The organism is Isoptericola halotolerans (genome assembly GCF_003003075.1).
Classification (GTDB): Bacteria; Actinomycetota; Actinomycetes; order Actinomycetales; family Cellulomonadaceae; genus Isoptericola; species Isoptericola halotolerans_A.
Genome location: NZ_PVTX01000012.1, coordinates 28,145 through 53,323 on the forward strand (window position 1 = coordinate 28,145; position 25,179 = coordinate 53,323).

23 protein-coding genes are annotated in these 25,179 nt (G+C 73.3%); 20 read left to right on the plus strand and 3 right to left on the minus strand.

Annotated features, from left to right (window positions below; all coding sequences use genetic code 11):
• Positions 1 to 36 precede the first annotated feature (36 nt).
• Together uppP and mshC are read left to right on the plus strand one after the other, a co-directional pair.
• Entirely contained in the window at positions 37 to 915 is an 879-nt protein-coding gene (gene uppP / locus BCL65_RS15670; RefSeq protein ID WP_106269453.1) for an undecaprenyl-diphosphatase UppP, read from the plus strand.
• Positions 916 to 933: 18 nt separating this feature from the next.
• Positions 934 to 2,223 carry a cysteine--1-D-myo-inosityl 2-amino-2-deoxy-alpha-D-glucopyranoside ligase gene (gene mshC, locus BCL65_RS15675; RefSeq protein ID WP_106269454.1) on the plus strand — a complete coding sequence of 430 codons (1,290 nt, stop codon included), beginning with the start codon at positions 934 to 936 and terminating at the stop codon, positions 2,221 to 2,223.
• Between the two features lie 61 nt (positions 2,224 to 2,284).
• On the opposite strand, the gene BCL65_RS15680 is transcribed toward mshC, so the two are convergent.
• Positions 2,285 to 3,172 (minus strand): PAC2 family protein, encoded by an 888-nt coding sequence (locus BCL65_RS15680; RefSeq protein WP_106269455.1) that lies wholly within the window; start codon positions 3,170 to 3,172, stop codon positions 2,285 to 2,287.
• 77 nt (positions 3,173 to 3,249) lie between these two features.
• Between BCL65_RS15680 and BCL65_RS15685 the strand changes: the two genes are divergently transcribed.
• The gene (locus BCL65_RS15685) at positions 3,250 to 3,936 is read left to right on the plus strand and encodes an HAD family hydrolase (protein ID WP_258176973.1); all 687 of its coding nucleotides are present in this window, start codon (positions 3,250 to 3,252) and stop codon (positions 3,934 to 3,936) included.
• 10 nt (positions 3,937 to 3,946) lie between these two features.
• On the opposite strand, the gene BCL65_RS15690 is transcribed toward BCL65_RS15685, so the two are convergent.
• A complete protein-coding gene (locus BCL65_RS15690) occupies positions 3,947 to 4,861 on the minus strand; it encodes a RecB family exonuclease (protein ID WP_106269456.1) in 915 nt (304 codons plus the stop codon).
• 72 nt (positions 4,862 to 4,933) lie between these two features.
• Between BCL65_RS15690 and BCL65_RS15695 the strand changes: the two genes are divergently transcribed.
• From BCL65_RS15695 to arc, 3 genes are all read left to right on the plus strand, one after another.
• Positions 4,934 to 6,064, plus strand: coding sequence for a site-2 protease family protein (locus BCL65_RS15695; RefSeq protein ID WP_106269457.1), 1,131 nt, complete (start codon positions 4,934 to 4,936; stop codon positions 6,062 to 6,064).
• 11 nt (positions 6,065 to 6,075) lie between these two features.
• The gene (locus BCL65_RS15700; protein WP_106269458.1) at positions 6,076 to 7,059 is read left to right on the plus strand and encodes a tRNA (adenine-N1)-methyltransferase; all 984 of its coding nucleotides are present in this window, start codon (positions 6,076 to 6,078) and stop codon (positions 7,057 to 7,059) included.
• 198 nt (positions 7,060 to 7,257) lie between these two features.
• On the plus strand, positions 7,258 to 8,910 hold the full coding sequence (gene arc / locus BCL65_RS15705; protein ID WP_106269459.1) for a proteasome ATPase: 1,653 nt from the start codon (positions 7,258 to 7,260) through the stop codon (positions 8,908 to 8,910).
• A 15-nt stretch (positions 8,911 to 8,925) separates the two neighbouring features.
• Here the strand turns inward: arc and BCL65_RS15710 are convergent, their stop codons facing one another.
• Positions 8,926 to 10,515 (minus strand): SpoIIE family protein phosphatase, encoded by a 1,590-nt coding sequence (locus tag BCL65_RS15710; RefSeq protein WP_106269460.1) that lies wholly within the window; start codon positions 10,513 to 10,515, stop codon positions 8,926 to 8,928.
• 134 nt (positions 10,516 to 10,649) lie between these two features.
• On the opposite strand from BCL65_RS15710, the gene dop reads away from it, so the two are divergent.
• The 14 genes from dop (at position 10,650) to trpC (ending at position 25,154) form a co-directional block, all read left to right on the plus strand.
• A complete protein-coding gene (gene dop, locus BCL65_RS15715) occupies positions 10,650 to 12,254 on the plus strand; it encodes a depupylase/deamidase Dop (RefSeq protein ID WP_106269461.1) in 1,605 nt (534 codons plus the stop codon).
• Positions 12,255 to 12,330: 76 nt separating this feature from the next.
• On the plus strand, positions 12,331 to 12,528 hold the full coding sequence (locus tag BCL65_RS15720) for a ubiquitin-like protein Pup (RefSeq protein WP_106269462.1): 198 nt from the start codon (positions 12,331 to 12,333) through the stop codon (positions 12,526 to 12,528).
• 66 nt (positions 12,529 to 12,594) lie between these two features.
• Positions 12,595 to 13,383, plus strand: coding sequence for a proteasome subunit beta (prcB, locus tag BCL65_RS15725; protein ID WP_374956687.1), 789 nt, complete (start codon positions 12,595 to 12,597; stop codon positions 13,381 to 13,383).
• Positions 13,380 to 14,102 carry a proteasome subunit alpha gene (gene prcA, locus BCL65_RS15730; RefSeq protein ID WP_106269464.1) on the plus strand — a complete coding sequence of 241 codons (723 nt, stop codon included), beginning with the start codon at positions 13,380 to 13,382 and terminating at the stop codon, positions 14,100 to 14,102. The genes prcB and prcA overlap by 4 nt, the downstream gene beginning before the upstream one ends.
• Before the next feature lie 12 nt (positions 14,103 to 14,114).
• On the plus strand, positions 14,115 to 15,476 hold the full coding sequence (gene pafA, locus BCL65_RS15735; RefSeq protein ID WP_106269465.1) for a Pup--protein ligase: 1,362 nt from the start codon (positions 14,115 to 14,117) through the stop codon (positions 15,474 to 15,476).
• 74 nt (positions 15,477 to 15,550) lie between these two features.
• Entirely contained in the window at positions 15,551 to 16,552 is a 1,002-nt protein-coding gene (locus tag BCL65_RS15740; RefSeq protein ID WP_243401116.1) for an FKBP-type peptidyl-prolyl cis-trans isomerase, read from the plus strand.
• A gap of 7 nt (positions 16,553 to 16,559) precedes the next feature.
• Positions 16,560 to 17,330, plus strand: coding sequence for an imidazole glycerol phosphate synthase subunit HisF (hisF, locus tag BCL65_RS15745; protein WP_106269466.1), 771 nt, complete (start codon positions 16,560 to 16,562; stop codon positions 17,328 to 17,330).
• A 141-nt stretch (positions 17,331 to 17,471) separates the two neighbouring features.
• Complete coding sequence (locus BCL65_RS15750; RefSeq protein ID WP_106269525.1) at positions 17,472 to 19,298, plus strand: ABC transporter ATP-binding protein; 1,827 nt, start codon at positions 17,472 to 17,474, stop codon at positions 19,296 to 19,298.
• Entirely contained in the window at positions 19,295 to 21,109 is a 1,815-nt protein-coding gene (locus tag BCL65_RS15755) for an ABC transporter ATP-binding protein (protein WP_106269467.1), read from the plus strand. The genes BCL65_RS15750 and BCL65_RS15755 overlap by 4 nt, the downstream gene beginning before the upstream one ends.
• Before the next feature lie 43 nt (positions 21,110 to 21,152).
• On the plus strand, positions 21,153 to 21,572 hold the full coding sequence (gene hisI, locus BCL65_RS15760; protein WP_106269468.1) for a phosphoribosyl-AMP cyclohydrolase: 420 nt from the start codon (positions 21,153 to 21,155) through the stop codon (positions 21,570 to 21,572).
• On the plus strand, positions 21,569 to 23,170 hold the full coding sequence (locus tag BCL65_RS15765) for an anthranilate synthase component I (protein ID WP_106269469.1): 1,602 nt from the start codon (positions 21,569 to 21,571) through the stop codon (positions 23,168 to 23,170). The genes hisI and BCL65_RS15765 overlap by 4 nt, the downstream gene beginning before the upstream one ends.
• A complete protein-coding gene (locus tag BCL65_RS15770) occupies positions 23,167 to 23,754 on the plus strand; it encodes a Trp biosynthesis-associated membrane protein (RefSeq protein WP_106269470.1) in 588 nt (195 codons plus the stop codon). Before BCL65_RS15765 ends, BCL65_RS15770 begins: the two co-directional genes overlap by 4 nt.
• A gap of 41 nt (positions 23,755 to 23,795) precedes the next feature.
• Complete coding sequence (locus BCL65_RS15775) at positions 23,796 to 24,074, plus strand: HGxxPAAW family protein (protein ID WP_106269471.1); 279 nt, start codon at positions 23,796 to 23,798, stop codon at positions 24,072 to 24,074.
• 255 nt (positions 24,075 to 24,329) lie between these two features.
• Positions 24,330 to 25,154: an indole-3-glycerol phosphate synthase TrpC gene (trpC, locus tag BCL65_RS15780; protein ID WP_106269526.1), complete on the plus strand. Its 825-nt coding sequence runs from the start codon at positions 24,330 to 24,332 to the stop codon at positions 25,152 to 25,154.
• The last annotated feature ends 25 nt before the right edge of the window (positions 25,155 to 25,179 follow it).

The following is a 25,179-nucleotide window of genomic DNA, read 5'->3' on the forward strand; positions in this document are numbered from 1 at the left end:
CCGCGCGGGTCCGCGTCACCGGTAGGGTTGCCGCTCGTGAGTTCCCTGGAAGCGATCCTCCTCGGCCTGGTGCAGGGCCTCACCGAGTTCCTGCCCATCTCCTCCAGCGCGCACCTGCGCATCGTCGGGGAGCTGATCGGCGGGGTGGACCCGGGAGCCCTCTTCACGGCGGTGTCGCAGATCGGCACCGAGACGGCAGTGCTGCTCTACTACCGGCGCACGATCCGCGCCGTCTGCGTGGGGTGGTGGACGTCGTTGCGCGGCGACCACGGCACCGACTGGCGCTCCCGCCTGGGCGCCCACGACTCGGACGCGCGGATGGCCTGGTACATCGCGCTCGGTTCCGTGCCGATCGTGGTGCTGGGCCTGCTGTTCCAGGACGCCATCGAGACGTCCTTGCGCAACCTCTGGATCACCGTCGTCATGCTGGTCGTGTTCGCGCTGCTGCTCGACGTCGCCGACAGGTACGGCAACCGGGTGCGGCCCATCGAGGACCTCACCCCGAAGCGGGCCGTCGGGTTCGGACTGGCACAGTCGCTCGCGCTCGTGCCCGGGGTGTCCCGCTCCGGCGGGACGATCACCGCCGGCCTCGCGATGGGCTTCACGCGCAAGGCCGCGGCCGACTACTCCTTCCTGCTCGCCGTCCCGGCGGTGCTCGGCTCGGGCTTCTACCAGATCGCCAAGGCGGCCGCGGGCGACGCGGCGCCGGGCTCCGCGGACGCCCTCGACATCGTCCTGGCGACGCTGGTCGCGTTCGTCGTCGGCTACGTCGTGCTCATCGGGTTCCTGAAGATCGTCTCCACCTACTCGTACCGGCCGTTCGTCTACTACCGCTACGCGCTCGCAGCGCTGGTCGTCGTGCTCCTGCTCACAGGTGTGCTCGAAGCCGACTCGGGTGCCGTCGAGACGGTCTGACGCCGGTAGCCTGGCCCCGTGCTTTCCTGGCCCTTCCCTCAGATCCCCGAGTTGCCCGCGCCCACCGACGGGGAGCGGCCCACCGTGCGCGTGCACGACTCCACCACCGGGATGCTGGTCGACCCGGCCCCCGGCTCCGTCGCCCGGTCGTTCGTGTGCGGGGTCACCCCGTACGACGCGACCCACCTGGGCCATGCCGCCACCTACGTCGCGTTCGACCTGCTGCACCGCGCCTGGACCGACGCCGGCAAGCAGGTGACGTACTGCTCGAACGTCACCGACGTCGACGACCCGCTGCTCGAACGGGCCGACGCGACGGGGGTCGACTGGCGTGACCTGGCCCGGGACCAGACCGCGCTCTTCGGCGAGGACATGACCGCGCTCGGCGTGGTCCCGCCCGCACCGTGGACCGGCGTCGTGGAGTACGTCGAGCCGATCGCGCGCGCCGTGGCGCAGATGCTCGCCGACGGGACGGCGTACCGCGTCCCGGTGGAGCCCGGGGCCGGCGGTGCGACGCCGGAGCTCGGCGACGTCTACGCCGACCTGACCGCGGACCCCGCGTTCGGCACGGTGTCGGGACTCGACGAGGCGACGATGGCGGAGCTCTTCGCCGAGCGCGGCGGCGACCCGGGCCGGGAGGGCAAGAAGAGCCCGCTCGACCCGCTGCTGTGGCGTCGGGAGCGCGCGGGCGAGCCGGCGTGGGACGGCGGTGTGCTCGGGACCGGCCGACCCGGCTGGCACGTCGAGTGCTCGGTCATCGCCCGCGACGGCCTCGGGCTGCCGTTCGACGTGCAGGGCGGGGGAGCGGACCTGCTGTTCCCGCACCACGAGATGTCGGTCTCCCACGCTCGCATGCTGGCCGGGCCGGACGCCGCACCGACGGCTCATGTCCATGCCGGGCTGGTCGCCTACGAGGGCCACAAGATGAGCAAGTCGCGGGGCAACCTCGTGCTGGTCTCGGTGCTGCGGCGCGAGGGTGTCGACCCGATGGCCGTCCGGCTCGGCATCCTGGCCCACCACTACCGCGCGGAGTGGGAGTGGACCGACGCGACCCTGAAGACGGGTGAGGCGCGGCTGGACCGCTGGCGCGCCGCGGTCTCCGGCAACGGCGGGCCCGCGGCGGACGGGCTGCTCGCCGAGCTCCGTGCCGCGCTCGCGGACGACCTCGACGCGCCTCGTGCGCTGGCGGCCGTCGACGCGTGGGCCGAGCGGTCGCTGGCACCGGGCCGGGACACGTCGAAGGACGAGGAGGGCGCACCCGGGGTGGTCGCCCGAGCGGTGAACGCGCTCCTGGGCGTGCGGCTGTGAACCAGCCGGACTGATCCCCGCCGAGGCGGGGCCCGCGGCGGCCGAGGGCGGCCGGGGGGAGTCAGCCCTTGTCCGGGCTCCCCTGGCCCGGGCCGCCCCGCCCCGGACCGTGGTCCCGACGCCGCAGGTAGCGCTCGAACTCGCGCGCGATCGCGTCGCCCGAGGCCTCCGGGAGCTCGGCCGTGTCCTTGGCCTCCTCGAGCTGCTGGACGTACTCCGAGATCTCGGCGTCCTCGCTGGCGAGCTCGTCGACGCCGTGCTGCCACGCCTCGGCGTCCTCGGGCAGCTCTCCGAGCGGGACCGGGGCGGCCAGCAGCTCCTCGACCCGTGCCAGGATCGCCAGGGTCGCCTTCGGTGACGGCGGGTTGGCGACGTAGTGCGGCACCGCCGCCCAGAGCGACACGGACTGGAACCCGCGCGCCGCCGACTCGTGCTGCAGCACCCCGACGATGCCGGTCGGGCCCTCGTACGTGCTCGGTTCGACGTCGAGCACCGCCTGCAGGCCCGGGCTCTCGGTGGTCGCCGTCAGCGGGATGGGGCGCGTGTGCGGCACGTCCGCGAGGAGCGCGCCCAGGGTGACGACCGTCTGGACGTCGAGCTCCTCGGCGATGTCGAGCAGCTCGCGGCAGTACGACCTCCAGCGGAACGAGGGTTCGATGCCGTGCACCAGCACGACCTGCCGGTCCGGCAGGTCGGCGACGGCGACCGTCGTCGTCGGCCACGTGACCTCACGGGTGCCGTCCGGCCCCGTCGTCACCATCGGGCGGTTCACCTGGAAGTCGTGGTACTCCTCCGGGTCCAGCTCTCGCAGCGGTGACGATCCCCACACCTCGGCGAGATGCTCCAGCGCGCCGGTCGCGGCGCTGCCGGCGTCGTTCCAGCCCTCGAAGGCAGCGATCATGACGGTCTGACGTGCGGCGTGGCGGCCGACCGGCTGCTCGGTGCTCATCTGGCAAGCCTATACAGGCATGCGACTGTGCCGGGGGCGGTATCCCCGGTCCCGGCGACCGTCCGTACGATGGTGCGGTGCCGCATCCTGCCCCGCCCGCCACGCTGCCCGCCGCCGTCCTGTGGGACATGGACGGCACCCTCGTCGACACCGAGCCCTACTGGATCGCCGCCGAGCACGAGCTCGTCGCCGAGCACGGCGGGACGTGGACCCACGCCCAGGCCCTGCAGCTCGTCGGCAACCCGCTCGAGGTGTCGGCCGCCGTCCTGCGCGACGCGGGCGTCGACCTGCCCGTCGCGCAGATCGTCGAACGGCTGCTCACCCGGGTGACGGCGCAGGTGCGCGACGACGTGCCGTGGCGCCCCGGAGCGCGCGCGCTGCTCGACGCGCTCGCCGCGGCCGACGTCCCGTGCGCCCTGGTCACGATGAGCTACACGGTGCTCGCGGAGGCGGTCACGGCGCACGTGCCGGGCGCCTTCGCGACGCTCGTCACCGGCGACCAGGTCGCGCGCGGCAAGCCGGACCCGGAGCCCTACCTCGTGGCGGCCCGCCGGCTGGGCGTGCGACCGTCCGAGTGCGTGGCGATCGAGGACTCCCCGACAGGCCTCACCTCCGCGCTGGCCGCAGGGGCACGCACCCTGGGGGTGGAGGCGGTGCTGCCGATCGAGGCCAGGGAGGGTCTCAGCCGGGCGGCGTCGCTGACGGACGTCGACCTCGCGTTCCTGCGGCGGATGGCGGCCGGCGAGGTGCTCGACCTCGTCTGACCGGTGGACCTCAGAGGTCCAGGCCGAGCCGCTGCCGCAGCGCACCCTCGGGGATCGGCGGCGGTGTGCCCCCGAACTCCGGGCACAGGTCCTGGTGGGCGCACCAGCCGCACAGCTTGCTGGGTCGTGGCACGAACTCGCCGCGCCGGGCCGCCGTCGTGATCGCGTCCCACACGCCGCGGATCTTGGTCTCGGTCACCTCGAGCTCACGCTCCTGCGGTTCCGCGCGGAGCACCTGCCCGTCGCCCAGGTAGACGAGCTGCAGCATCTTCGGCAGCACGCCGCGCTCGCGCCAGACCACCAGTCCGTAGAAGCGCATCTGGAAGAGGGCCTTGTTCTCGAACCCGGGCCGTGGCGACCGACCCGACTTGTAGTCGACCACCCGGATCGCACCGTTCGGCGCCACGTCGAGCCGGTCGACGATCCCGCGCAGCAGGGGGCCGTCCTCCAGCTGGCTCTCGACGTACAGCTCGCGGGACTCGGGCTCCAGCCGGTTCGGGTCCTCGAGGGTGAAGTAGGTGCCGAGCAGCCGCCCCGCGCCGTCCAGCCAGGTCTCCAGCGGCTGGTCGGCCGCATCGCCGTCCGGCTGGAACAGACGGGCGTAGCGTGGCTCCGCCTCGACGAGCCGGTCCCACTCGCCCGGCAGCAGGTCCAGGGCCGCCTCGCGCGTGCGCTCACCGAGGGGGGCGTCGTACAGGCGCTCGAGCACGGAGTGCACCAGCGTGCCCCGGGCAGCCGCGGACGAAGGGGGCTCCGGCAGCCGGTCGACGGCACGGAACCGGAACAGCAGCGGGCACTGCATGAAGTCGCTCGCCCGCGAGGGGGAGAGGGCGGGCGGACGGCTCCCGCGGGCTTCCGCCGGCTCGGCGGGGGAGGCCACGGCATCCGGGGTGAGGTCCGGGGTGAGGTCCGCCGTCGTCGTCATGGCAGCCACCCTACGACCGGCCCCCGACACCGGTGCCGCGCCGTCCACAGGCCGCACCGATAGCCTGAGCCGGTGCCTCCCCGTACCTCCGGCTGGCGGATCGGCCGCGTCGCCGGCGCACCCGTGCTCGTGACACCGTCGTGGTTCCTCGCCGCCGTCGTCCTGACCGTCCTCTTCGCTCCGACGTTTCGTTCGCTCGTGCCCGGCGTGGGTACCGCGGGGGTGATCTTCGTCTCCTTCGCGTTCGTCCTGCTGCTGTTCTCTTCGGTGTTCTGCCACGAGGTCGCCCACGCCCTGGTGGCGCGTTCCCGCGGTCACCAGGTCGATGAGCTTGCCCTGACACTGTGGGGCGGTCATACCGCCTATTCCGGAGTCGTGCGACGGCCACTAGACAGCGCTCTAGTCGCCGTCGTCGGCCCGCTGACGAACCTGGCGCTCGCTGCGGTCTTCTGGATCGCCTTCCAAGCTCAGCCATCTTCGCCGGTGGCGGCAGGGTTGCTGGTGGCAGGTGCACTGTCGAACGGCTTCGTCGGGGCGTTCAACCTCCTTCCCGGGCTCCCGCTCGACGGCGGGCAGATCCTCGAGTCCGCCGTCTGGGCGGCGACCGGCTCGCGGACCCGCGGCACCGTCGTCGCCGGCTGGGTGGGCCGTGCGGTCGGCGTGGGCGTGGTCGTCTGGGCACTCCTGTGGCCTCTGACGTCCGGGAGCCGGCCCGACTGGATCATGGTCATGTGGGCGGCGCTCATCGGTGCGTTCCTCTGGTCCGGTGCCACTGACGCCATGCGCGTCGGGCGGCGGCGCGAGGCGCTCGCGGGCCTCACCGTGCGGTCCCTGGCCATGCCCGCCGTCGTCGTGGCGCAGGGTTCGGGCGCGGCGGACGTCGGCCGTGCGGCCGCGGGCCGGCCCGACGTCGTCGTCGTGGTGGTCGACGGCGCGCAGGCACCGGTCGGCTGGGTGGACCCCCGCGCGGTGGCCGCGATCCCGGCCGAGCAGCTCGCGGTCACGAGCGTGGACGCGACCGTCGTGCCGTTCCCGCCGGGCTCCGCCGTCGAGGCGGGCGCTGCCGGCCCCGAGCTGCTCCAGCACCTCGCCGGCACCTCCGGCGGGGCGAGGCTGGTCCCCGTGGTCGACGGCGGCCGGGTCACCGGTGTGCTGGACGTCGCCCGGGTGGCCGCGGCGGTACGTCCTGGCGGTCGTCAGTAGACTCGACCCTCGTGACTTCTTCTGCCGCCACCGGTGCCGACGAGCGGCGTGGACCGCTGCACGTCGGCGACAAGGTCCAGCTCACCGACCCCAAGGGCCGGATGCACACGATCACGCTCGCCGAGGGAGCGACGTTCCACACCCACAAGGGCTACTTCCGCCACGAGGACCTCATCGGCCGGCCGGAGGGCTGGGTGGTGACCAACACCGCCGGGATCGAGTACCTCGCGCTGCGCCCGCTGCTCAGCGACTACGTGCTCTCGATGCCTCGCGGCGCCGCCGTGGTCTACCCCAAGGACGCGGGCCAGATCGTCCAGATGGCGGACATCTTCCCCGGCGCGCGCGTCGTCGAGGCCGGTGTCGGCTCGGGCGCGCTGACGCTGTCGCTGCTGCGGGCCGTCGGGGACGCGGGCGAGCTGCACTCGATCGAGCGGCGGGAGGACTTCGCCGCGATCGCCCGCGGCAACGTCGAGACCTTCTTCGGCGGCGAGCACCCTGCCTGGCAGCTGCACGTGGGCGACCTCGCCGACCGGGTCGCCGACGTCGTCGAGCCCGGCACCGTCGACCGCGTGGTGCTCGACATGCTCGCCCCCTGGGAGAACGTCGACCCGGTGGCGCGAGCCCTCGCGCCGGGTGGCGTCCTGGTCTGCTACGTCGCCACGGCCACGCAGCTGTCCCGGACCGCGGAGGACCTGCGGGCGGACGGCCGGTTCGCCGAACCGACGGCGTGGGAGTCGATGGTGCGCGGATGGCACCTCGAAGGGCTCGCCGTGCGGCCGCAGCACCGCATGATCGGTCACACGGGGTTCCTCCTCACCGCCCGGCGCCTGGCCGACGGGGTCGAGCCGCCCGAGCGCAAGCGTCGGCCTGCCAAGGGGTCCTACCCGGGCACCACCGACGCCGAGTGGACCGAGTCCGACCTCGGCGAGCGGCCCGTCTCCGACAAGAAGGCGCGGCGTGTCCGGCGGGAGGTCGGGCAGGCGCCCGAGGAGTGACCCGCCGCCCTGCACGGACGGCCCGTCGTGTCACGGTGCGGTCACAGCCGGGTCACAAGAGGTCAGGATCGTGTGAACACGGCGACCGGTCCGTGAAATGACCGGCGAGATCGGGGTGTTGACCCTTAGTGTGCTGTGTCTCGGGGGTTCCTCCTCGCCGGTGGAGGCCACCGCCCGGGGCGCACGAGAGGGGATGCGATGACCGACCACCCTGTCCGCCCGGAGTCCGACCGGCCCGCGCCGTCGGGCCGAGACGCGCAGCTGGCCCTGCTCGCGGCCAAGAACGAGCGGCTCGCCGAAGCCCTGCGCGCGGCGCGCGAGCAGATCGTCGAGCTGAAGAAGCAGATCGACGACCTGGCGAAGCCGCCCGGCACGTACGCCACCTTCCTCGGGGGGCACGACGACGGATCGGTCGACGTGATCTCCTCCGGGCGCAAGATGCACCTGCAGACCAGTCCCGGCCTCGATCTCGGCGACCTGGCCCCGGGCCAGGAGGTCAAGCTCAACGAGGCCATGACGGTCGTCGCGGCCGGCGGGTACGAACGCATCGGGGAGCTGGTGACCGTCAAGGAGGTCCTGGACGACGAGCGGGTCCTGGTCGTGGGCCGCGCCGACGAGGAACGGGTCGTCCGCCTCGCCGGGTCGGTCCTCGGAAAGCCCCTGCGGGTGGGCGACGCCCTGACCGTCGACATGCGCAGCGGCTTCGTGTTCGAGGTCGTGCCCAAGTCGGAGGTCGAGGAGCTGGTCCTCGAGGAGGTCCCGGACATCGCCTACGAGGACATCGGGGGCCTCGGTCCGCAGATCGAGCAGATCCGCGACGCGGTCGAGCTGCCGTTCTCCCACCCCGACCTGTTCCGCGAGCACGGCCTGCGGCCCCCGAAGGGTGTGCTGCTCTACGGCCCGCCCGGCTGCGGCAAGACCCTCATCGCCAAGGCGGTCGCCTCGTCCCTCGCGAAGATGGTCGCGGAGAAGCGTGGCGGGGACCCGTCCGCGAAGAGCTTCTTCCTCAACGTCAAGGGACCGGAGCTGCTCAACAAGTACGTCGGGGAGACGGAGCGGCACATCCGCCTGATCTTCGCCCGGGCCCGGGAGAAGGCCACGCAGGGCATGCCGGTCGTCGTGTTCTTCGACGAGATGGAGTCGCTGTTCCGCACGCGCGGCACCGGGCTGTCGTCCGACGTCGAGACCACGATCGTGCCGCAGCTCCTGGCGGAGATCGACGGGGTCGAGCGGCTGGACAACGTCATCGTGATCGGCGCGTCGAACCGGGAGGACATGATCGACCCGGCGATCCTGCGCCCCGGTCGCCTGGACGTGAAGATCAAGATCGAGCGGCCCGACGCCGAGGGGGCCACCGAGATCTTCGGCAAGTACCTCACGGCGGACCTGCCGATCAACGACGACGACGTCGCCGAGCACGGTGGCGACCGTCGTCTGGCGGTCGAGGCGATGATCCGCTCCGTCGTCGAGCGGATGTACTCCGAGGACGAGGAGAACCAGTTCCTCGAGGTCACCTACGCCAGCGGCGACAAGGAGGTCCTCTACTTCAAGGACTTCAACTCCGGGGCGATGATCGAGAACGTCGTCGACCGGGCGAAGAAGTCCGCGATCAAGGACCTGCTCGCCACCGGCAAGCGCGGCATCCGGGTGGAGCACCTGCTGTCCGCGTGCGTGGACGAGTTCCACGAGAACGAGGACCTGCCCAACACCACCAACCCGGACGACTGGGCCCGCATCAGCGGCAAGAAGGGCGAGCGGATCGTGTTCATCCGCACGATCGTCACCAAGAAGGGCGAGAGCGCCGCATCGCGCACCATCGACACGGTGAGCTCGACGGGTCAGTACCTCTAGACCTCTAGGCGGGGCTCAGGGCACCCGGTAGAGCACGATGGCGACGTCGTCCCGGGCCGCGTCGGGCAGCACGTCGCTCAGAAGCCGGTCCGGGACCTCGTCGAGCGTGGCGTCCGCACAGGCCGTGGCGGCCGCCCGGGCCAGTCGCTCGAGCCCGGCGGTGAGCACCTCGCCGCGCCGCTCGACGAGCCCGTCGGTGTACAGCAGGACGGTGTCCCCGGCGGCCAACGGCTCGGTGTGCTCGGGGCGGCGCTCGGTGGTCACCGCCAGGGGCGTGCCGCGTGCCCGGTCCAGCCACCGGGTGCCACCGTCCGCCCCGACGACGAGTGCGGGCGGGTGGCCCGCGCTGGAGTAGACGAGCGTGCGGGCCACGGGGTCGACGACGCCGCAGAACACCGTGGCGAACTCGGAGCCGGGCACCGTGCGGGCGAACACGTCGAGCATCTCCAGCGTCCGGGCGGGCCCCGCACCGTCGAGCATCACGGCCCGGCCCGCGCTGCTGAGCCGGCCCATGCGGGCCGCCGCCTCGACGCCGTGCCCGACGCAGTCGCCGACGACGAGCCCGGACGTCGCGTCCGGACCGGACACCACGTCGAACCAGTCACCCCCGACGGAGAGGGAGTCGTCGGCCGGACGGTAGCGCGTGCACCACAGCGGGGACCGCGGCGGGGCGGGCACCATGGCGTCCTGGAGGGCGTCGCTCACGGTGCGGGCACGCGTGATCTCGTCGCGGTGCTCCTCGGCCTCGGCGAGCGCCGTGCCGGTCGTCCTGGCCAACAGCTCGAGGAAGGAACGCTGGACGTCGTCCAGGGGGCGCCGGCGATTGCCGCCGAGCACCAGCGCCCCGAGCGGGGAGCGCCCGCGCCGCGCCCCGAGCGGCACCACGAGCGTGCCGTCGCGCCAGGACACCGCACCGCCGCGCCGCGCCGCGGCGACGTCGTCGGCGTGGGCAGCGTCGTCGCCACCTGTCGAGGCGACGCGGTCCGGGCCCAGGTAGAGGTGGGCGTACCCGATGTCCTCGCTCGCCGCCAGGACGTCCATCGCCGCCTCGGCGACCTCCCGGAGGTCGCCACGCCGACCGTGCAGTGCGGTGGACAGCAGACCGAGCGTCCCGAGCCGTCGCTGGTTGACGACCTGGTCCGTGGTCTCGGTGGCGATGTCCATGACGCCGCGCACCGTGCCGTCGTCGTCGCGCAGCGGGCTGTAGGAGAAGGTGAAGCGCGTCTCCTCCAGGAAGCCCGACCTGTTCATCCAGAGCAGCATGTCCACGTTCCAGGTGGGCTCGCCGCTGGTGAGGACCTCGGTGAACAGGGGGCCGATGTCGTCCCAGATCTGGCCCCACAGCGTGGCCGCCGGTGACCCCATCGCCCGCGGATGGAGGTCGGACCCCAGCATGGCCCGGTAGCCGTCGTTGTAGATCATGGTGAGGTCCGGGCCCCAGGTGACCAGCACCGCGAAGCGGGTGCTGAAGCAGAGCTCCACGGCCGAGCGCAGGCCCGCCGGCCATCCCGAGGGATCGCCCAGGGACGTGCTCGCCCAGTCGGTGGCACGCGCGACGGCGCCGCAGCCGCTGTTCGGCACGGCCGCCTCGAACCAGTCGCTCACGGGCCCAGCCTAGATCCAACCCGTCCCACGCCCCCGCCCGACCGGTCCGGGTGGGCCCCGTCTCCCTGGGTGGCCTGCGGCGTGCCCGTCGCCGCCGGACGCATAGTGTGGGCGACGTGACAGTGCGACGCGTGATGGGTATCGAGACCGAGTACGGGGTGCTGGCCCCGGGACGCCCGATGGCGAACCCGATGCTGATGAGCTCCCAGGTGGTCACCACCTACCGGGCGTCGGTGCAGGACGGCCGGCCCGGTCACCCGCCGGCGCGCTGGGACTACGACGACGAGGACCCGCTCGCCGACGCGCGCGGCTTCCATCTCCAGCGGGCGTCGGCGCACCCGTCGCTCCTCACGGACGACCCCGAGGCGCCTGCGCCGGCCGGGCCGTCGGCAGGTCCGGAGGACCTCGAGCGCCCGGAGACCGAGGAGTACGACGACCCGAGCGCCGCCAACTGCATCCTGACGAACGGTGCGCGCCTCTACGTCGACCACGCCCACCCCGAGTACTCGTCGCCGGAGGTGACCAACCCCCGCGACGGAGTCCTCTGGGACGTCGCGGGGGAGCGCGTGATGCTGGCGGCCACCCGCCGGCTGGCCCAGGTGCCGGGCTCCGAGGTGGTGCTGTACAAGAACAACGTGGACGGCAAGGGCGCCAGCTACGGCACGCACGAGAACTACCTGGTCGACCGACGTCTCGGGTTCGCCACGATCGTCGAGCTGCTCACGCCGTTCCTCGTGACCCGGCAGGTGTTCACCGGATCGGGCCGCGTCGGGCTCGGTCAGTCGGGCGAGGACCCGGGCTTCCAGCTCTCGCAGCGGGCCGACTACATGGAGGCGGAGGTCGGCCTCGAGACGACCCTGCGGCGCCCGATCGTCAACACCCGTGACGAGCCCCACGCGGACCGGACCCGCTGGCGGCGGCTGCACCTCATCCTCGGGGACGCCAACCTCCTGGAGGTCGCCACGTACCTCAAGCTCGGCACGACGTCGCTCGTGCTGTGGGTGGTGGAGCACCTGGACGAGCTCGCGGAGTCGGGGGTCCAGGCCCGGGCGGAGCTGGCCGCGCTGCGGCTCGCCGACCCGGTCGGCGACGTCCGCCGCGTCTCGCGGGACCTCGACCTGACGGTGCGCCTGGAGCTCGCCGACGGGTCGACGGCGACCGCGCTCGAGGTCCAGGAGCGCTACGCCGACGTCGTGGCCCGGTCGCTCGCCGCACTGGGCTCCGACGCCGACTCCGACGACGTGGTCGCCCGCTGGCGCTCGGTCGTGGGACGTCTCGGCACGGACCCGGCCTCGTGCGCACGGGAGGTCGAGTGGGTCGCCAAGCTGCGGCTGCTGGACCGGCTGCGGACCCGTGACGGTCTGGCGTGGGACCACGCCCGGCTGCACGCGATGGACCTGCAGTGGTCCGACGTGCGGCCGGAGCGCGGCATCTACCACCGGCTGGTCGCGGCGGGCGCCGTCGAGCGCCTCGTGACCGACGAGGAGGTGGCGCGTGCCGTCCACCACCCGCCGACCGACACGCGGGCGTGGTTCCGCGGCGAGGTGATGGAGCGCTACCCGGACGAGGTCTCCGCGGCGAGCTGGGACTCGGTGATCTTCGACGTGCACGGCGCGGCGTCGCTGCAGCGGGTGCCGATGCTGGACCCGACGCGGGGGACGGCCGCGCACATCGGGGCGCTGCTGGACGCGAGCCCCGACGCCGCGACGCTGCTGGACGGACTGCGGGGCGACACGTGACCGGCGCGGAGCGCGCCGTCCCCGTCACGGCATAGGCTGACTACACCCTCGCAGGGAACCACGAAGGAGGCGGACCATGGCTGGTCAGGAACGCATCAACCCGCAGCGGGACGACAGGACGCCCGACGACGACGCGGACGCACCGGAGCCTGTCGCTCCGCAGGCCTCCGAGCGGGACGCGGAGGTGGACTCGCTGCTGGAGGAGATCGACGAGGTCCTCGAGTCGAACGCCGAGTCGTTCGTGCGTGGCTTCGTGCAGAAGGGCGGGCAGTGAGTGTCGACGACTGACGCCTCAGGCCGGCTCCCGGACGCGTTCCTGCGTCCGGGGTCGAGCTCGTTCGTGGAATTCCTGGGCGCGCACGCGCCCGAGCTGCTCCCCGGGACCCGCCTGGCGGCGGGCACCGCTGCCGTGCCGCCGACGGCGGACCTCGCCCCGCACGCGACGACGATCGTCGCGCTGTCCTTCGGCACGCCGGAGGGCGGCCGCGGCGTGGTGCTCGCCGGTGACCGCCGGGCCACGATGGGCAACATGATCGCCAGCCGTGAGATCGAGAAGGTGTTCGCGGCCGACGAGTACTCGGGGGTGGGGATCGCCGGGTCCGCGGGGATCGCGGTCGAGATCGTGCGGCTGTTCCAGCTCGAGCTCGAGCACTACGAGAAGATCGAGGGCTCCTTGCTCTCGCTCGACGGCAAGGCCAACCGGTTGGCGACGATGATCCGCGGCAACCTCCCGATGGCCCTCCAGGGCCTGGCCGTGGTGCCGCTCTTCGGCGGCTACGACCGCGACCGGGGGACGGGACGTATCTTCAGCTTCGACGTGACCGGCGGTCGGTACGAGGAGCGGGACCACCACTCGGTGGGGTCGGGCTCGGTCTTCGCGCGGGGCGCGCTGAAGAAGCTGTGGCGTGCCGGCCTGGACGCCGACGGCGCGGTCTCCGTCGCCGTGGAGGCCCTCTACGACGCGGCGGACGACGACAGCGCCACCGGCGGACCGGACACGGTCCGCAGGATCTGGCCGGTCGTGGCCACCGTGACCGCCGACGGGTACCACCGGGTGGACGACGAGACCCTGGCGGCCGTCGTCGGCCGGATCGTCGCCGAGCGCAGCGAAGGGAGCCGGCGCGCATGAGCATGCCGTTCTACGTCTCGCCCGAACAGCTGATGAAGGACCGCGCGGACTTCGCGCGCAAGGGCATCGGCCGGGGGCGGTCCGTCGTCGTGCTGGCCTACGCCGGCGGCATCGCGTTCGCGACGGAGAACCCCTCGCGGGCGCTGCACAAGATCTCGGAGATCTACGACCGCATCGCCTTCGCGGCCGTGGGCAAGTACAACGAGTTCGAGAACCTGCGGGTCGCGGGTGTCCGCTACGCCGACCTGCGCGGTTACTCCTACGACCGCTCGGACGTGACGGCACGGGGCCTGGCGAACGCCTATGCCCAGACCCTCGGCACCGTCTTCACGACCGAGTCGAAGCCGCTCGAGGTCGAGCTCGTCGTGGCAGAGGTCGGCGCCTCCCCGGCGGACGACCAGGTCTACCGGCTGTCGTACGACGGCTCGGTGGCGGACGAGCACGGGTTCGTCGTGATGGGCGGCCAGGCGGAGCAGCTCACCGCCCGGCTGCGCGGCTCGTGGCACGAGGGCATGGAGCTCGGGGCGGTGCTGCGGCTGGCGGTGGGCACGCTCGGCGCGGTGGCGGCGGACGGCTCCGTCGCGGCCGAGGGCTCCGAGCGGTCGATCCCGGCCTCGGGGCTCGAGGTCGCGGTGCTGGAGCGCGACCGTCCTCGGCGCGCCTTCCGGCGTCTGCACGGTGGTCCGCTGGCCGACCTGCTGGCCGACGGCGACGACTGAAAGGCGGACATCATGGACCGACGGATCTTCGGCCTGGAGACGGAGTACGGCGTGACGTGCGCCGCCGACGACGGGCGCGGGCTCAGTGCGGACGAGGTGGCGCGCTACCTCTTCCGCAAGGTGGTGGCGTGGGGCCGGTCGTCGAACGTGTTCCTGCGCAACGGGTCGCGGCTCTACCTCGACGTCGGTTCGCACCCCGAGTACGCGACGGCCGAGTGCGACGACGTCCGTCAGCTCGTCGCCTACGACCGGGGCGGGGAGCGCATCCTCGAGGGTCTCGTCGCCGACGCGCAGCAGCGCCTCGAGCACGAGGGGCTGCCCGGCAAGGTCCACCTGTTCAAGAACAACACCGACTCGGCCGGCAACTCCTACGGGTGCCACGAGAACTACCTGGTGCGTCGCCAGGGCGACTTCTCGCGACTGAGCGACGTGCTCGTGCCGTTCCTCATCACGCGCCAGGTGCTCACGGGTGCCGGGAAGGTGCTCACCACCCCGCGGGGCGCCACGTACTGCCTCTCCCAGCGCGCCGACCACATCTGGGAGGCGGTCTCCAGCGCCACGACGCGGTCACGCCCGATCATCAACACGCGCGACGAGCCGCACGCCGACGCCGAGCACTACCGTCGGCTGCACGTGATCGTCGGGGACTCGTCGATGTCCGAGGCCACGACGATGCTGAAGGTCGGGTCCACCGACCTGGTGCTGCGGCTGGTCGAGGCGGGCGTCCCGGTGCGCGACCTCACCCTCGAGAACCCCATCCGGGCGATCCGTGAGATCAGCCACGACTCGTCCGGGCTGCAGCCTGTCCAGCTCGCGAACGGCCGGTCGGCGACCGCCGTCGACCTCCAGTGGGAGTACTACCAGCGGGTCCGCGAGCACGTGGATTCCCATCTCGAGACCACCCCACAGGTCAAGCAGGTGCTCGACCTGTGGGAGCGAGGGCTGCGGGCGGTGGAGTCGGGCGACCTGACGCTCGTGGAGCGCGAGCTCGACTGGGTCATCAAGAAGCGGCTCATCGAGCGGTACCAGGCCAAGCACGGGCTGACGCTCGACGACCCGCGGATCGCCCGCCTCGACCTGGCCTACCACGACATCTCCCGGACGGAAGGCCTGTACAACCTGCTCGCGGCCCGCGGCATGGTCGATCGTGTGGTGACCGACCTGGAGGTCTTCGAGTCCACCGCCGTGCCGCCGCAGACGACGCGGGCGAAGCTGCGCGGCGACTTCGTGCGCGCGGCGCAGGAGGCCCGCCGGGACTACACCGTCGACTGGGTCCACCTGAAGCTGAACGACCAGGCGCAGCGCACCGTGCTGTGCAAGGACCCGTTCCGGAACGTCGACGAACGGGTGGAACGGCTCATCGAGTCGATGTGAGGGCGCCGGCCAGGCCCCGGTGACCGGGGCCCGGGCCGCACGGGCGCCTCGCGGCGTCGTGGCAGACTGTCCCGGTGCTGTTCCGCCGTCCTCGTCCGCTCGCCACCCTGGTCGCGGCTGTCGTCGGCGTGGCCCTGGCCGTGACGGGCTGCTCGTCGCCGCTCGTCGACGAGCTGACGCCGTCGTCCGCCCCGTCCCAGGTCCCCGTCGAGGTGTCGGGCCCGGAGGGCGAGCCGCCGGTCGTGGAGTATCCGAAGCCCTACCAGGTCGTCCGCTCCGGCTCCCGGACCCTCCGGCCGGGCGCGGGCGAGCAGCTCGAGGACGGCGGTCCCGCGCTGCTGCACATGTACGCCGAGGACGGCCGCGACGGCAGCGTCATCTCGTCGACCTACCTCGACGCCCCGGCCTGGTACACCTTCGACGCCGAGTCGCTGGGGCAGAACCTGTACGAGTCGTTGCGCGGCAAGCGCGTCGGGGCACGGGTCCTCGTGGTCGAGCAGGACGGCGACGTCCCGGTGGTGCTCGTCGTCGACGTGCTGCCCACCCGTGCATCCGGGACGCTCGTGGACACGCAGGAGGGGCAGCCGCAGGTGCTGCGCGACCCGGACGGCACCCCCTCCGTGCGCGTCCCCGACACGGAGCCACCCGGTGAGCTCGTCGTGCAGCCGCTGGTGCGCGGGTCCGGCCCGCAGGTCGACATCGGCCAGGTGGTGACCGTGCGCTACGTGGCCGTGCGGTGGAGCGACGGGTCGGTCGTGGACTCGAGCTGGGACCCGGGGGTCGCGCCCCAGTCCGCGACGATCGGGATCGGCCGGCTCGTCGAGGGCTGGGACCAGGGCCTGCTCGAGCAGTCGGTCGGCTCGCAGGTCATGCTCGTCGTGCCCCCGCAGCTCGGCTACGGTGGCACGGGCAGCGAGCTGGCCGACGAGACGCTCGTGTACGTCGTCGACATCCTCGACGCGAGATATCAGGTCACCGAGGAGGCTCCCGGGGAGGGGGCCGACGAAGGTGCGGACGAGCCGGCCGGGGACGGCGAGGACGCCGCGGCGACCGAGGACAGGACCACTGAAGGGTGACCAGGACATGACCGTTGCCGTACGGGTGATCCCGTGCCTGGACGTCGATGCCGGCCGGGTCGTCAAGGGCGTGAACTTCACGAACCTGCGCGACGCCGGCGACCCCGTCGAGCTCGCGGACCAGTACGACGCCGAGGGCGCCGACGAGGTGACCTTCCTGGACGTCTCGGCGTCCTCCGGCGGGCGCGAGACGATGGTGGAGGTGGTGCGACGCACCGCGGACCAGGTCTTCGTGCCGCTCACGGTGGGCGGCGGGGTGCGCACCACCGACGACGTGGACCGGCTGCTGCGGGCGGGGGCCGACAAGGTCGGGGTGAACACCGCCGCGATCGCCCGCCCCGAGCTGATCGCGGAGATCGCCGACCGGTTCGGCAACCAGGTGCTGACCCTCTCGGTGGACGCCCGCCGCGTCACCGGCGGCACCGTCACGGAGTCCGGCTACGAGGTCACGACCCACGGCGGTCGCCGCGGCACCGGCATCGACGCCGTGGAGTGGGCGGAGCGCGCCGCGGGCCTCGGCGCCGGCGAGATCCTGCTCAACTCCATGGACGCCGACGGCACGACCGCCGGGTTCGACCTCGAGATGCTCGCGGCGGTGCGCGAGCGGGTGTCCGTCCCGCTCATCGCCTCGGGTGGCGCCGGGGCCCCGGAGCACTTCGTCGCCGCCGCGCTGGCCGGTGCCGACGCCGTGCTCGCGGCGAGCGTCTTCCACTTCGGTGCCCTGTCGATCGCCGAGGTGAAGTCCGCGATGCGCGACGCCGGCATCGAGGTGCGCTGAGCAGGGACGGACTGTCACCGGCAGCCGTTAGGATCGATTCGATCCCCGACGACTGCGAGGTCTGCTGTGCCCGAACCTGCCCGCCAGGCGACCCTGACCGGGTCGCGGCTCCGCCGCGGCACCGTGCTGGTGTGGCGCGGGATGCGGACCGAACCGCGTCTGTACGTGCTGGCCGTGCTCGCCTCGGCCGTCTTCGGTGCCGCCACGGTGGCGGTGAGCCGTGCGGTGGGCTGGGCGACCGACGCCGTCGTGGTCCCGGCCATCTCCGGTGACCCCGCCGCGCAGGGCGACATCTGGCTCGCCGGCGGCGTGCTCGCGGCCGTCGCGCTCACCCTGGCGCTGTCGGTGGCCGGACGGCGCATCTGGGCCGGCTGGGGCGTGGCCGGGATCCAGGCCGACCACCGCCGGGGCGTCACCCGGCAGTACCTGCGCCTGCCGATGTCGTGGCACCGGTCGCACCCCACGGGTCAGCTGCTGAGCAACGCGAGCGCCGACGTCGAGGCCGCCACCGGCGTGTTCAACCCCATCCCGTTCGCGCTCGGTGTGGTGGTGATGATCGCCGTGGCGACGGTGATGCTCTTCGGCATCGACCCGTGGCTGGCCACCGCGGCGCTGGTGGTGATCCCCGCGGCCATCGCGGCGAACGTCGTCTTCCAGCGATACATGTCGCCCGCCGTCACGCGCGCCCAGCAGCTGCGCGCCGAGGTGGCCGACGTGGCGCACGAGTCCTTCGAGGCGGCTCTGCTCGTCAAGTCCATGGGGTCCGCGGACCGCGAGGAGCGTCGGTTCGCGGAGCGGACCGACGCGTTGCGGGCGGCGAACGTCCGCGCCGGCCAGATCCGCGCGGTCTTCGACCCGGTGATCGAGCTGCTGCCGAACCTCGGCACGCTGCTGGTGCTGGGCGTCGGGACGTGGCGTGCGGCGAGCGGTGCCGTCGACGTCGGCGACGTCGTGACGGCCGGGTACCTGCTGACGATGATGGCCGTCCCGGTGCGCGCCTTCGGCTGGGTGCTCGGCGAGATCCCCCGTGCGCTGGTGGGGTACGAACGCATCAGCCGCGTGCTGGACGCGCGCGGCACGATGACCGCCGGCAGCGGCCGGCTGCCCACCGGCGAGGCCGGGCTGGCCGTCCGCCTGGAGGAGGTCGGCGTCGACGTGCCCTCTGCCGGGCGCACCACGACCCTCCTGGACGCGGTGTCCCTCGACGTGGCGCCCGGCTCCACCGTCGCCGTCGTCGGCACCACCGGTGCCGGCAAGACGACGCTCGTCTCGTTGCTGAGCCGCCTCAGCGACCCGACCCGGGGCCGGGTCCTGCTGGACGGCACGGACCTGCGTGACCTCGCCGAGGGGGAGATCCCGGCCCAGGTCGCCTACGTGGCCCAGCAGACGTTCGTGTTCGAGGACACGGTGCGAGCCAACGTCACCCTCGCGGACGAGGTCTCCGAGGACGTCGACGAACGGGTCTGGGACGCGCTGCGCCTCGCGCGGCTCGACGACGTGGTCCGGGCCCTGCCCGACGGGTTGGACGCGCCGCTCGGCGAGCGCGGTGCGAACCTCTCCGGCGGGCAGCGGCAACGCCTGGCCATCGCCCGCGCCCTGGTGCGGCGGCCGCGCCTGCTCGTGCTCGACGACGCCACGAGCGCGGTCGACCCCCGCGTCGAGCAGCAGATCCTCGCCGGCCTCACCACCGAGACCAGCAGCGGTGTCCGGCCGGTGACCGTCGTGATGGTGGCCTACCGGATGAGCTCGGTAACGATGTCCGACGTCGTCGTGCACGTCGAGGGTGGTCGGGTCGTGGACGTCGGGAGCCACGGCGAGCTGATCGCCCGGGACGACGGGTACCGCGACCTCGCGACCGCCTACGAGCGCGAGAGCGCGCGGCGCGAGCGGGAGCTCGTGGACGAACGGGCCGCGGGCGTGGACGTCCACGAGCCGTGGGAGGACGACGACAGGGAGGGCGTGCGATGAGCGACTCGCGGATCGCGTCGAGCAGCGACCTGGGCGTGCTCGCCACCCTGCGCCGCGGGGTGCAGATCTCACCGCAGATCGTGCAGGGCCTGTGGCTCACCCTCGCGCTCGCCGTGCTGGCGGCCGCGGGCCGCGTCGTCGTCCCGCTGGCGGTGCAGCGGACGGTCGACGACGGCATCCTCGCCGACGGCGGCCCCGACGCGAGCCGGGTGCTGGTGATGTCCGTCCTCGCCGCGGGCGCCATCGTCCTGGCGGGGCTGTGCACCGCGGTGGTCAACATCCGCCTGTTCCGCGCCACCGAGTCCGGCCTCGCCACACTGCGGGTGCGGGCCTTCCGGCACGTGCACGACCTGTCCACGCTCTCCCAGGGCTCCGAGCGCCGCGGCGCGCTGGTCTCCCGCGTGACCAACGACGTCGACACCATCTCGATGTTCGTGCAGTGGGGCGGGATCATGCTCATGGTCTCGACGCTCCAGCTGGCGGTGGCGACCGTGCTGATGGCCGTGTACTCCCCGGTCCTCACCGTGGTCGTGTGGGTCTGCTTCGTCCCGCTGTTCCTCGTCGTCCGCTTCGCGCAGAAGGCGGTGGGGCGGCGGTTCACCCTCGTCCGCGAGAAGGTCGGCGCGCTGCTGGGCGCCGTCTCCGAGGCCGTGGTCGGTGCCGAGACGGTGCGCGCCTACGGGGTCGCCGACCGTACCGGTCGACGCATCGACGGCGCGGTGGAGGACGCCCGCCGGGCCCAGGGCCGTGCGATGACCCTCGTGGGGATGGTGTTCTCCTCCGGGACGCTCCTCGCGAACCTGGTCCTCTCGGTGGTCGTGGTGGTCGGCTCCTACCTCGGCATCGGCGGGGGCCTGACCGCGGGCGAGCTCATCGCCTTCCTCTTCCTGGTCCAGCTGTTCACGGGACCTGTGCAGATGGCCACCGAGATCCTCAACGAGCTGCAGAACGCGGTGGCCGGCTGGCGTCGCGTCCTGGCCGTCGTCGAGACGCCGCTGGACGTCACCGACGCCGCGGACGACGGCGCGGACGACGAGGTCAGCCCGCGCGGGGACGCGCGCGTCACGCTGCGCGGTGTCCGCTACCGCTACCCGGACGGGCCCGAGGTGCTGCACGGCGTGGACCTCGAGCTGCCCGCACGGACCAAGGTCGCCGTCGTGGGCCAGACCGGATCGGGCAAGACGACGATCGCCAAGCTCGTCGCCCGGCTCATGGACCCGACCGAGGGCGGCGTCGAGCTGGACGGCACGGACCTGCGCGCCATCCCGCTGGCCCGGCTGCGTGAGCGGGTCGTGCTGGTGCCGCAGGAGGGCTTCCTGTTCGACGGGACCGTCCTGACCAACGCGGCCTACGGGTTGCGCGAGCTGCCCGCCGGCCCGGAGGCGCCGGAAGTGCGTGAGCGGGTCGCGGCGGCGTTCGAGGCCCTGGGGCTGTCCGACTGGCTCGCCGACCTGCCCGACGGCATGGACACCGACGTGGGGCAGCGCGGCGAGGACCTCTCGGCCGGGGAGCGGCAGCTCGTCGCGGTCGCGCGGGCCTACCTCGCCGCGCCGGACCTGCTGGTCCTGGACGAGGCGACCTCCGCCGTCGACCCCGCCACCGAGGTGCGGATCGCCCGTGCGCTGGACGCGCTGACGTCCGGGCGCTCCACGATCACGATCGCGCACCGGTTGTCGACGGCGGAGGCGAGCGACCTGGTGGTCGTGGTCGACGACGGCCACGTCGTGGAGGTCGGTCCGCACGCCCGGCTCGCGGCGGCCGGCGGGGTCTACGCACAGATGCACGCGAGCTGGGTCGCCCAGACCCGCTGAGACGCACCCACGGGCACCCCCGGGTGCGTGGAAGGATGGCACCGTGCCGAACCAGACCACCCTCGATCCCACCGTCGCCGACCGTCTCAAGCGGGACGACCACGGCCTGGTCGCCGCGATCGTCCAGCAGCACGACACCGGCGAGGTGCTGATGCTCGGCTGGATGGACGACGAGGCGCTGCGCCGCACGCTGTCGGAGGGGCGGGTGACCTTCTGGAGCCGCTCGCGGGCCGAGTACTGGCGCAAGGGCGACACCTCCGGCCACGTCCAGCACGTGCGGTCCGTCGCGATCGACTGCGACGGCGACGCGCTGCTGGTGCGCGTCCACCAGGTGGGCGCCGCGTGCCACACGGGCGCGCGCACCTGCTTCGAGGCGGGCGGCGAGCTGCCCGCCGTCGTCGGCTCCGTTCCCGACGCGCCCCGTCCTGACGACCGCACCGCCGACCACGAGGAGAACCGGTGACCACGCCCCCTGCCACCACCCCCGCTCCGGCCCGAGCCGCCGCCCCCACGGCCGACGAGCTCACCTGGGGCGCCACGTGGCCGGGTCTGGAGACGTTCCGCGAGCTCGCCCGCGACCGGCGCGTGATCCCGGTGGTGCGGCGCGTGCTGGCCGACGACGTCACACCGGTCGGCCTCTACCGCACGCTCGCGCAGGACCGCCCCGGCACGTTCGTGCTCGAGTCCGCCGAGGCCGGCGGGGCCTGGGCACGGTGGTCGTTCGTCGGTGTCGAGTCGCGTGCCACCCTGCTGTCCGACGGCGGCCGGGCGCTCTGGCGCGGCGACGTGCCGGCGGGCGTCCCGCGCGAGGGCGACGTCCTGGACGTCCTCGGCGCGGCGCTGGAAGCGCTGCGGACCGAGCCGATCGACGGCCTGCCGCCGCTGACGGGCGGCTTCGTCGGGGCGATGGGCTGGGACATCGTGCGCCACTGGGAGCCGACTCTGCCGGCCACCGCGCCGGACGAGCTCGACGTGCCCGAGGTCGCGCTGTCGCTCGCCACGGACCTGGTGGCGATCGACCACCACACCGGGGCGGTGTGGCTGGTGGCCAACGCGATCAACGGCGACGGCACCGACGAGCGCGTCGACGAGGCGCACGCGGACGCCGTCGGGCGCCTCGACGACCTGGCGAGCCGGCTGGCCGTCGCCGCCCCGGCGGTGCGCACCGTCGTGGACCCGGACGCGTCCGAGCCCGGGCTCGAGTTCCGTTCCACCCGGGACGAGTTCGAGGACGCCGTCCGGGCCGGGCAGGAGGCGATCCGCGACGGCGAGGTCTTCCAGGTGGTGCTCTCCCAGCGCCTCGACCTGGACTGCCCGGCCGCGCCGCTGGACGTCTACCGCGCGCTGCGGACGATCAACCCGAGCCCGTACATGTACTACTTCCAGCTCCGGGACCACCGGGAGCGCGACTTCGCCGTCGTGGGATCGAGCCCCGAGACGCTGGTCAAGGTCGACGCGGGGCACGTGACGACGTACCCGATCGCCGGCTCGCGGCCGCGCGGCGCCACGGTGGAGGAGGACGTCGCCCTGGCCGACGAGCTGATCGCCGACCCCAAGGAGCGGGCCGAGCACCTCATGCTGGTCGACCTGTCGCGCAACGACCTGGTCAAGGTCTGCGAGCCGACGTCCGTCGAGGTGGTCGAGTTCATGTCGACCCGCCGCTTCAGCCACATCATGCACCTGTGCTCCACCGTGGTGGGGCGGCTGCGTGCCGGGGCGAGCGCGCTGGACACCCTGCGGGCCACCTTCCCGGCCGGGACGCTGTCGGGCGCACCGAAGCCGCGCGCGATCGCCCTGATCGACGAGCTGGAACCCGCCTCGCGCGGGATCTACGGCGGCACCTGCGGCTACCTGGACTTCGGCGGCAACATGGACATGGCCATCGCGATCCGGACCGCGTTCCTGCGCGACGGACGTGCCTCGGTGCAGGCCGGCGGCGGGATCGTCGCCGACTCGGTGCCCGCCCTGGAGTACGCCGAGTCGCGCAACAAGGCCGCGGCGGCGGTCCGGGCCGTCCAGCTCGCCGCACGGTTCGCCGATCTCGGGGGGCAGGGACGGTGATCCGCTCCAGGTCCCGGGCGGTCGTCCTGCTGCTGGTGCTCGGCGGCGCGGCCTTCGCGGTCTCCGCACCCGTGTGGCTGCGGACCACGGTGGCGACGGCCCTCGAGCCCGAGGTCGTGGTGGAGGTGCCCGGCACGACGGCGGCGCCCGCGGTGAGCGCAGCGGCCTTCGTCGTCCTCGCCGGGGCGCTCGCGGCGACCCTGGCGGGACGGGTCGCCCGGTGGGTCGCGCTCGCAGCGGTCGGGCTGGCGGGCGTGACGGTGGCCGTGGGGGCCGCCGCCGTGCTGCGTGACGTGCGGGCGCCGGCCGTGTCCGCCGCCGCGGACGCCGCCGGGGTGACGACGCTCACGTCGCCCGTCGAGGTGACGCCGTGGCCCTGGCTGACGGTGGTCGTGGGCGTGGCGGTCGTGGCCGCGGCCGTCCTCGCCGCGTTGGGGTCGCCGTCGTGGTCGGGTGGCGGCACGCGCCACGAGCGGGCCCCGACGGGACGGGACGCCCCCACCGGGCCGGTCGACCGGGACCCGGACGCGCAGGCCGACTGGGACGCCCTCTCGCGGGGCACCGACCCGTCCGCCGACCGGTAGTCTGACCCTCAGCACCACGCGACGAAAGGTATGCCCCGCCCATGACCGACAACAGCCCCGCCGAGCCGATCTACCTGCCGAAGGCGGTACCGCCCACCAACCACGGTCACACCGTCGCGGCCTGGACCGCGATGATCGGCATCATGGCCGGTGCGCTCGTGTCGGCGGTCGGCTGCCTCCCGGGTGTCCCGTTCCTCCTGTTCTGGGTGGGCATGGTCGTCGTCGTAGCGTCCTGCGTGGCGGGGCTCGTCCTGCGGAACATGGGGTACGGCCAGGTGAAGGACGGCGTCGAGCCGCGGCGCGCGTCGTCGACGCACTGAGCGCACGCGCGCGCTGAACGCATCGAGCAGCCGCGACCCGGCGGCTCCGGCGCCCGCACCTCCACGGGGGTGCGGGCGCCGTCGCGTCCGGGGACCGCGGCGCCCCGCCTGTCACGGAGCGATAACGATGTGTGCGCGGTGGCCGCGCGAACCGTGCGGCCGTGGCGGCCCACCCGTCTCGCACCGCGGGCGGTGGTCGGCCTGCGGGTGGGACGGGCCTACCATGGCAGCAACACGACCGAGGGAGGGGAGAGCATGACTGTCCTGGAGGACATCGTCGCGGGTGCCCGCGAGGATCTTGCCGCGCGCCAGGCCCGCACCTCGCTCGACGAGCTCAAGGAACGTGCCGCCAGGGTGCCCGGTGCCCTCGAGTGCTGCAGCCGGCTGCTGTCCGAGGACAAGGTCGCCGTCATCGCCGAGGTCAAGCGTTCGAGCCCGAGCAAGGGCGCGCTCGCCGACATCTCCGACCCGGCCGCGCTGGCGGTCGAGTACGCGGCGGGCGGCGCCAGCGTGATCTCGGTGCTCACCGAGCAGCGGCGCTTCAACGGCAGCCTCGCCGACCTCGACGCCGTGCGAGCACGCGTGGACGTGCCGGTGCTGCGCAAGGACTTCGTCGTGACCCCGTACCAGGTCTGGGAGGCGCGGGCGCACGGCGCCGACGTCGTCCTGCTCATCGTCGCGGCCCTCGAGCAGACGGTGCTGACGTCGCTCGTCGAGCGCGTCCACTCGCTCGGGATGACCGCGCTCGTCGAGGCGCACACCGAGGACGAGGTCCGGCGGGCCCTGGACGCCGGCGCACGCGTCGTGGGCGTCAACGCGCGTGACCTCAAGACGCTCGAGGTCGACCGGGGCACCTTCGCGCGCCTGGCCCCGCTGATCCCCGACGACGTGGTCCGCGTCGCGGAGTCGGGTGTGCGGGGCCCGCACGACGTCATGGACTACGCCCGCGCGGGCGCCCATGCCGTGCTCGTCGGCGAGGCCCTCGTCACCGACGGCGAGCCCCGCCGCTCGGTGGCCGACCTCGTGGCGGCGGGGCAGCACCCCGCGCTCTGGTCGGTACGACCCGCCGCGCAGCAGTGAGTCCCGTGGCGGAAGCCGCCGTCCT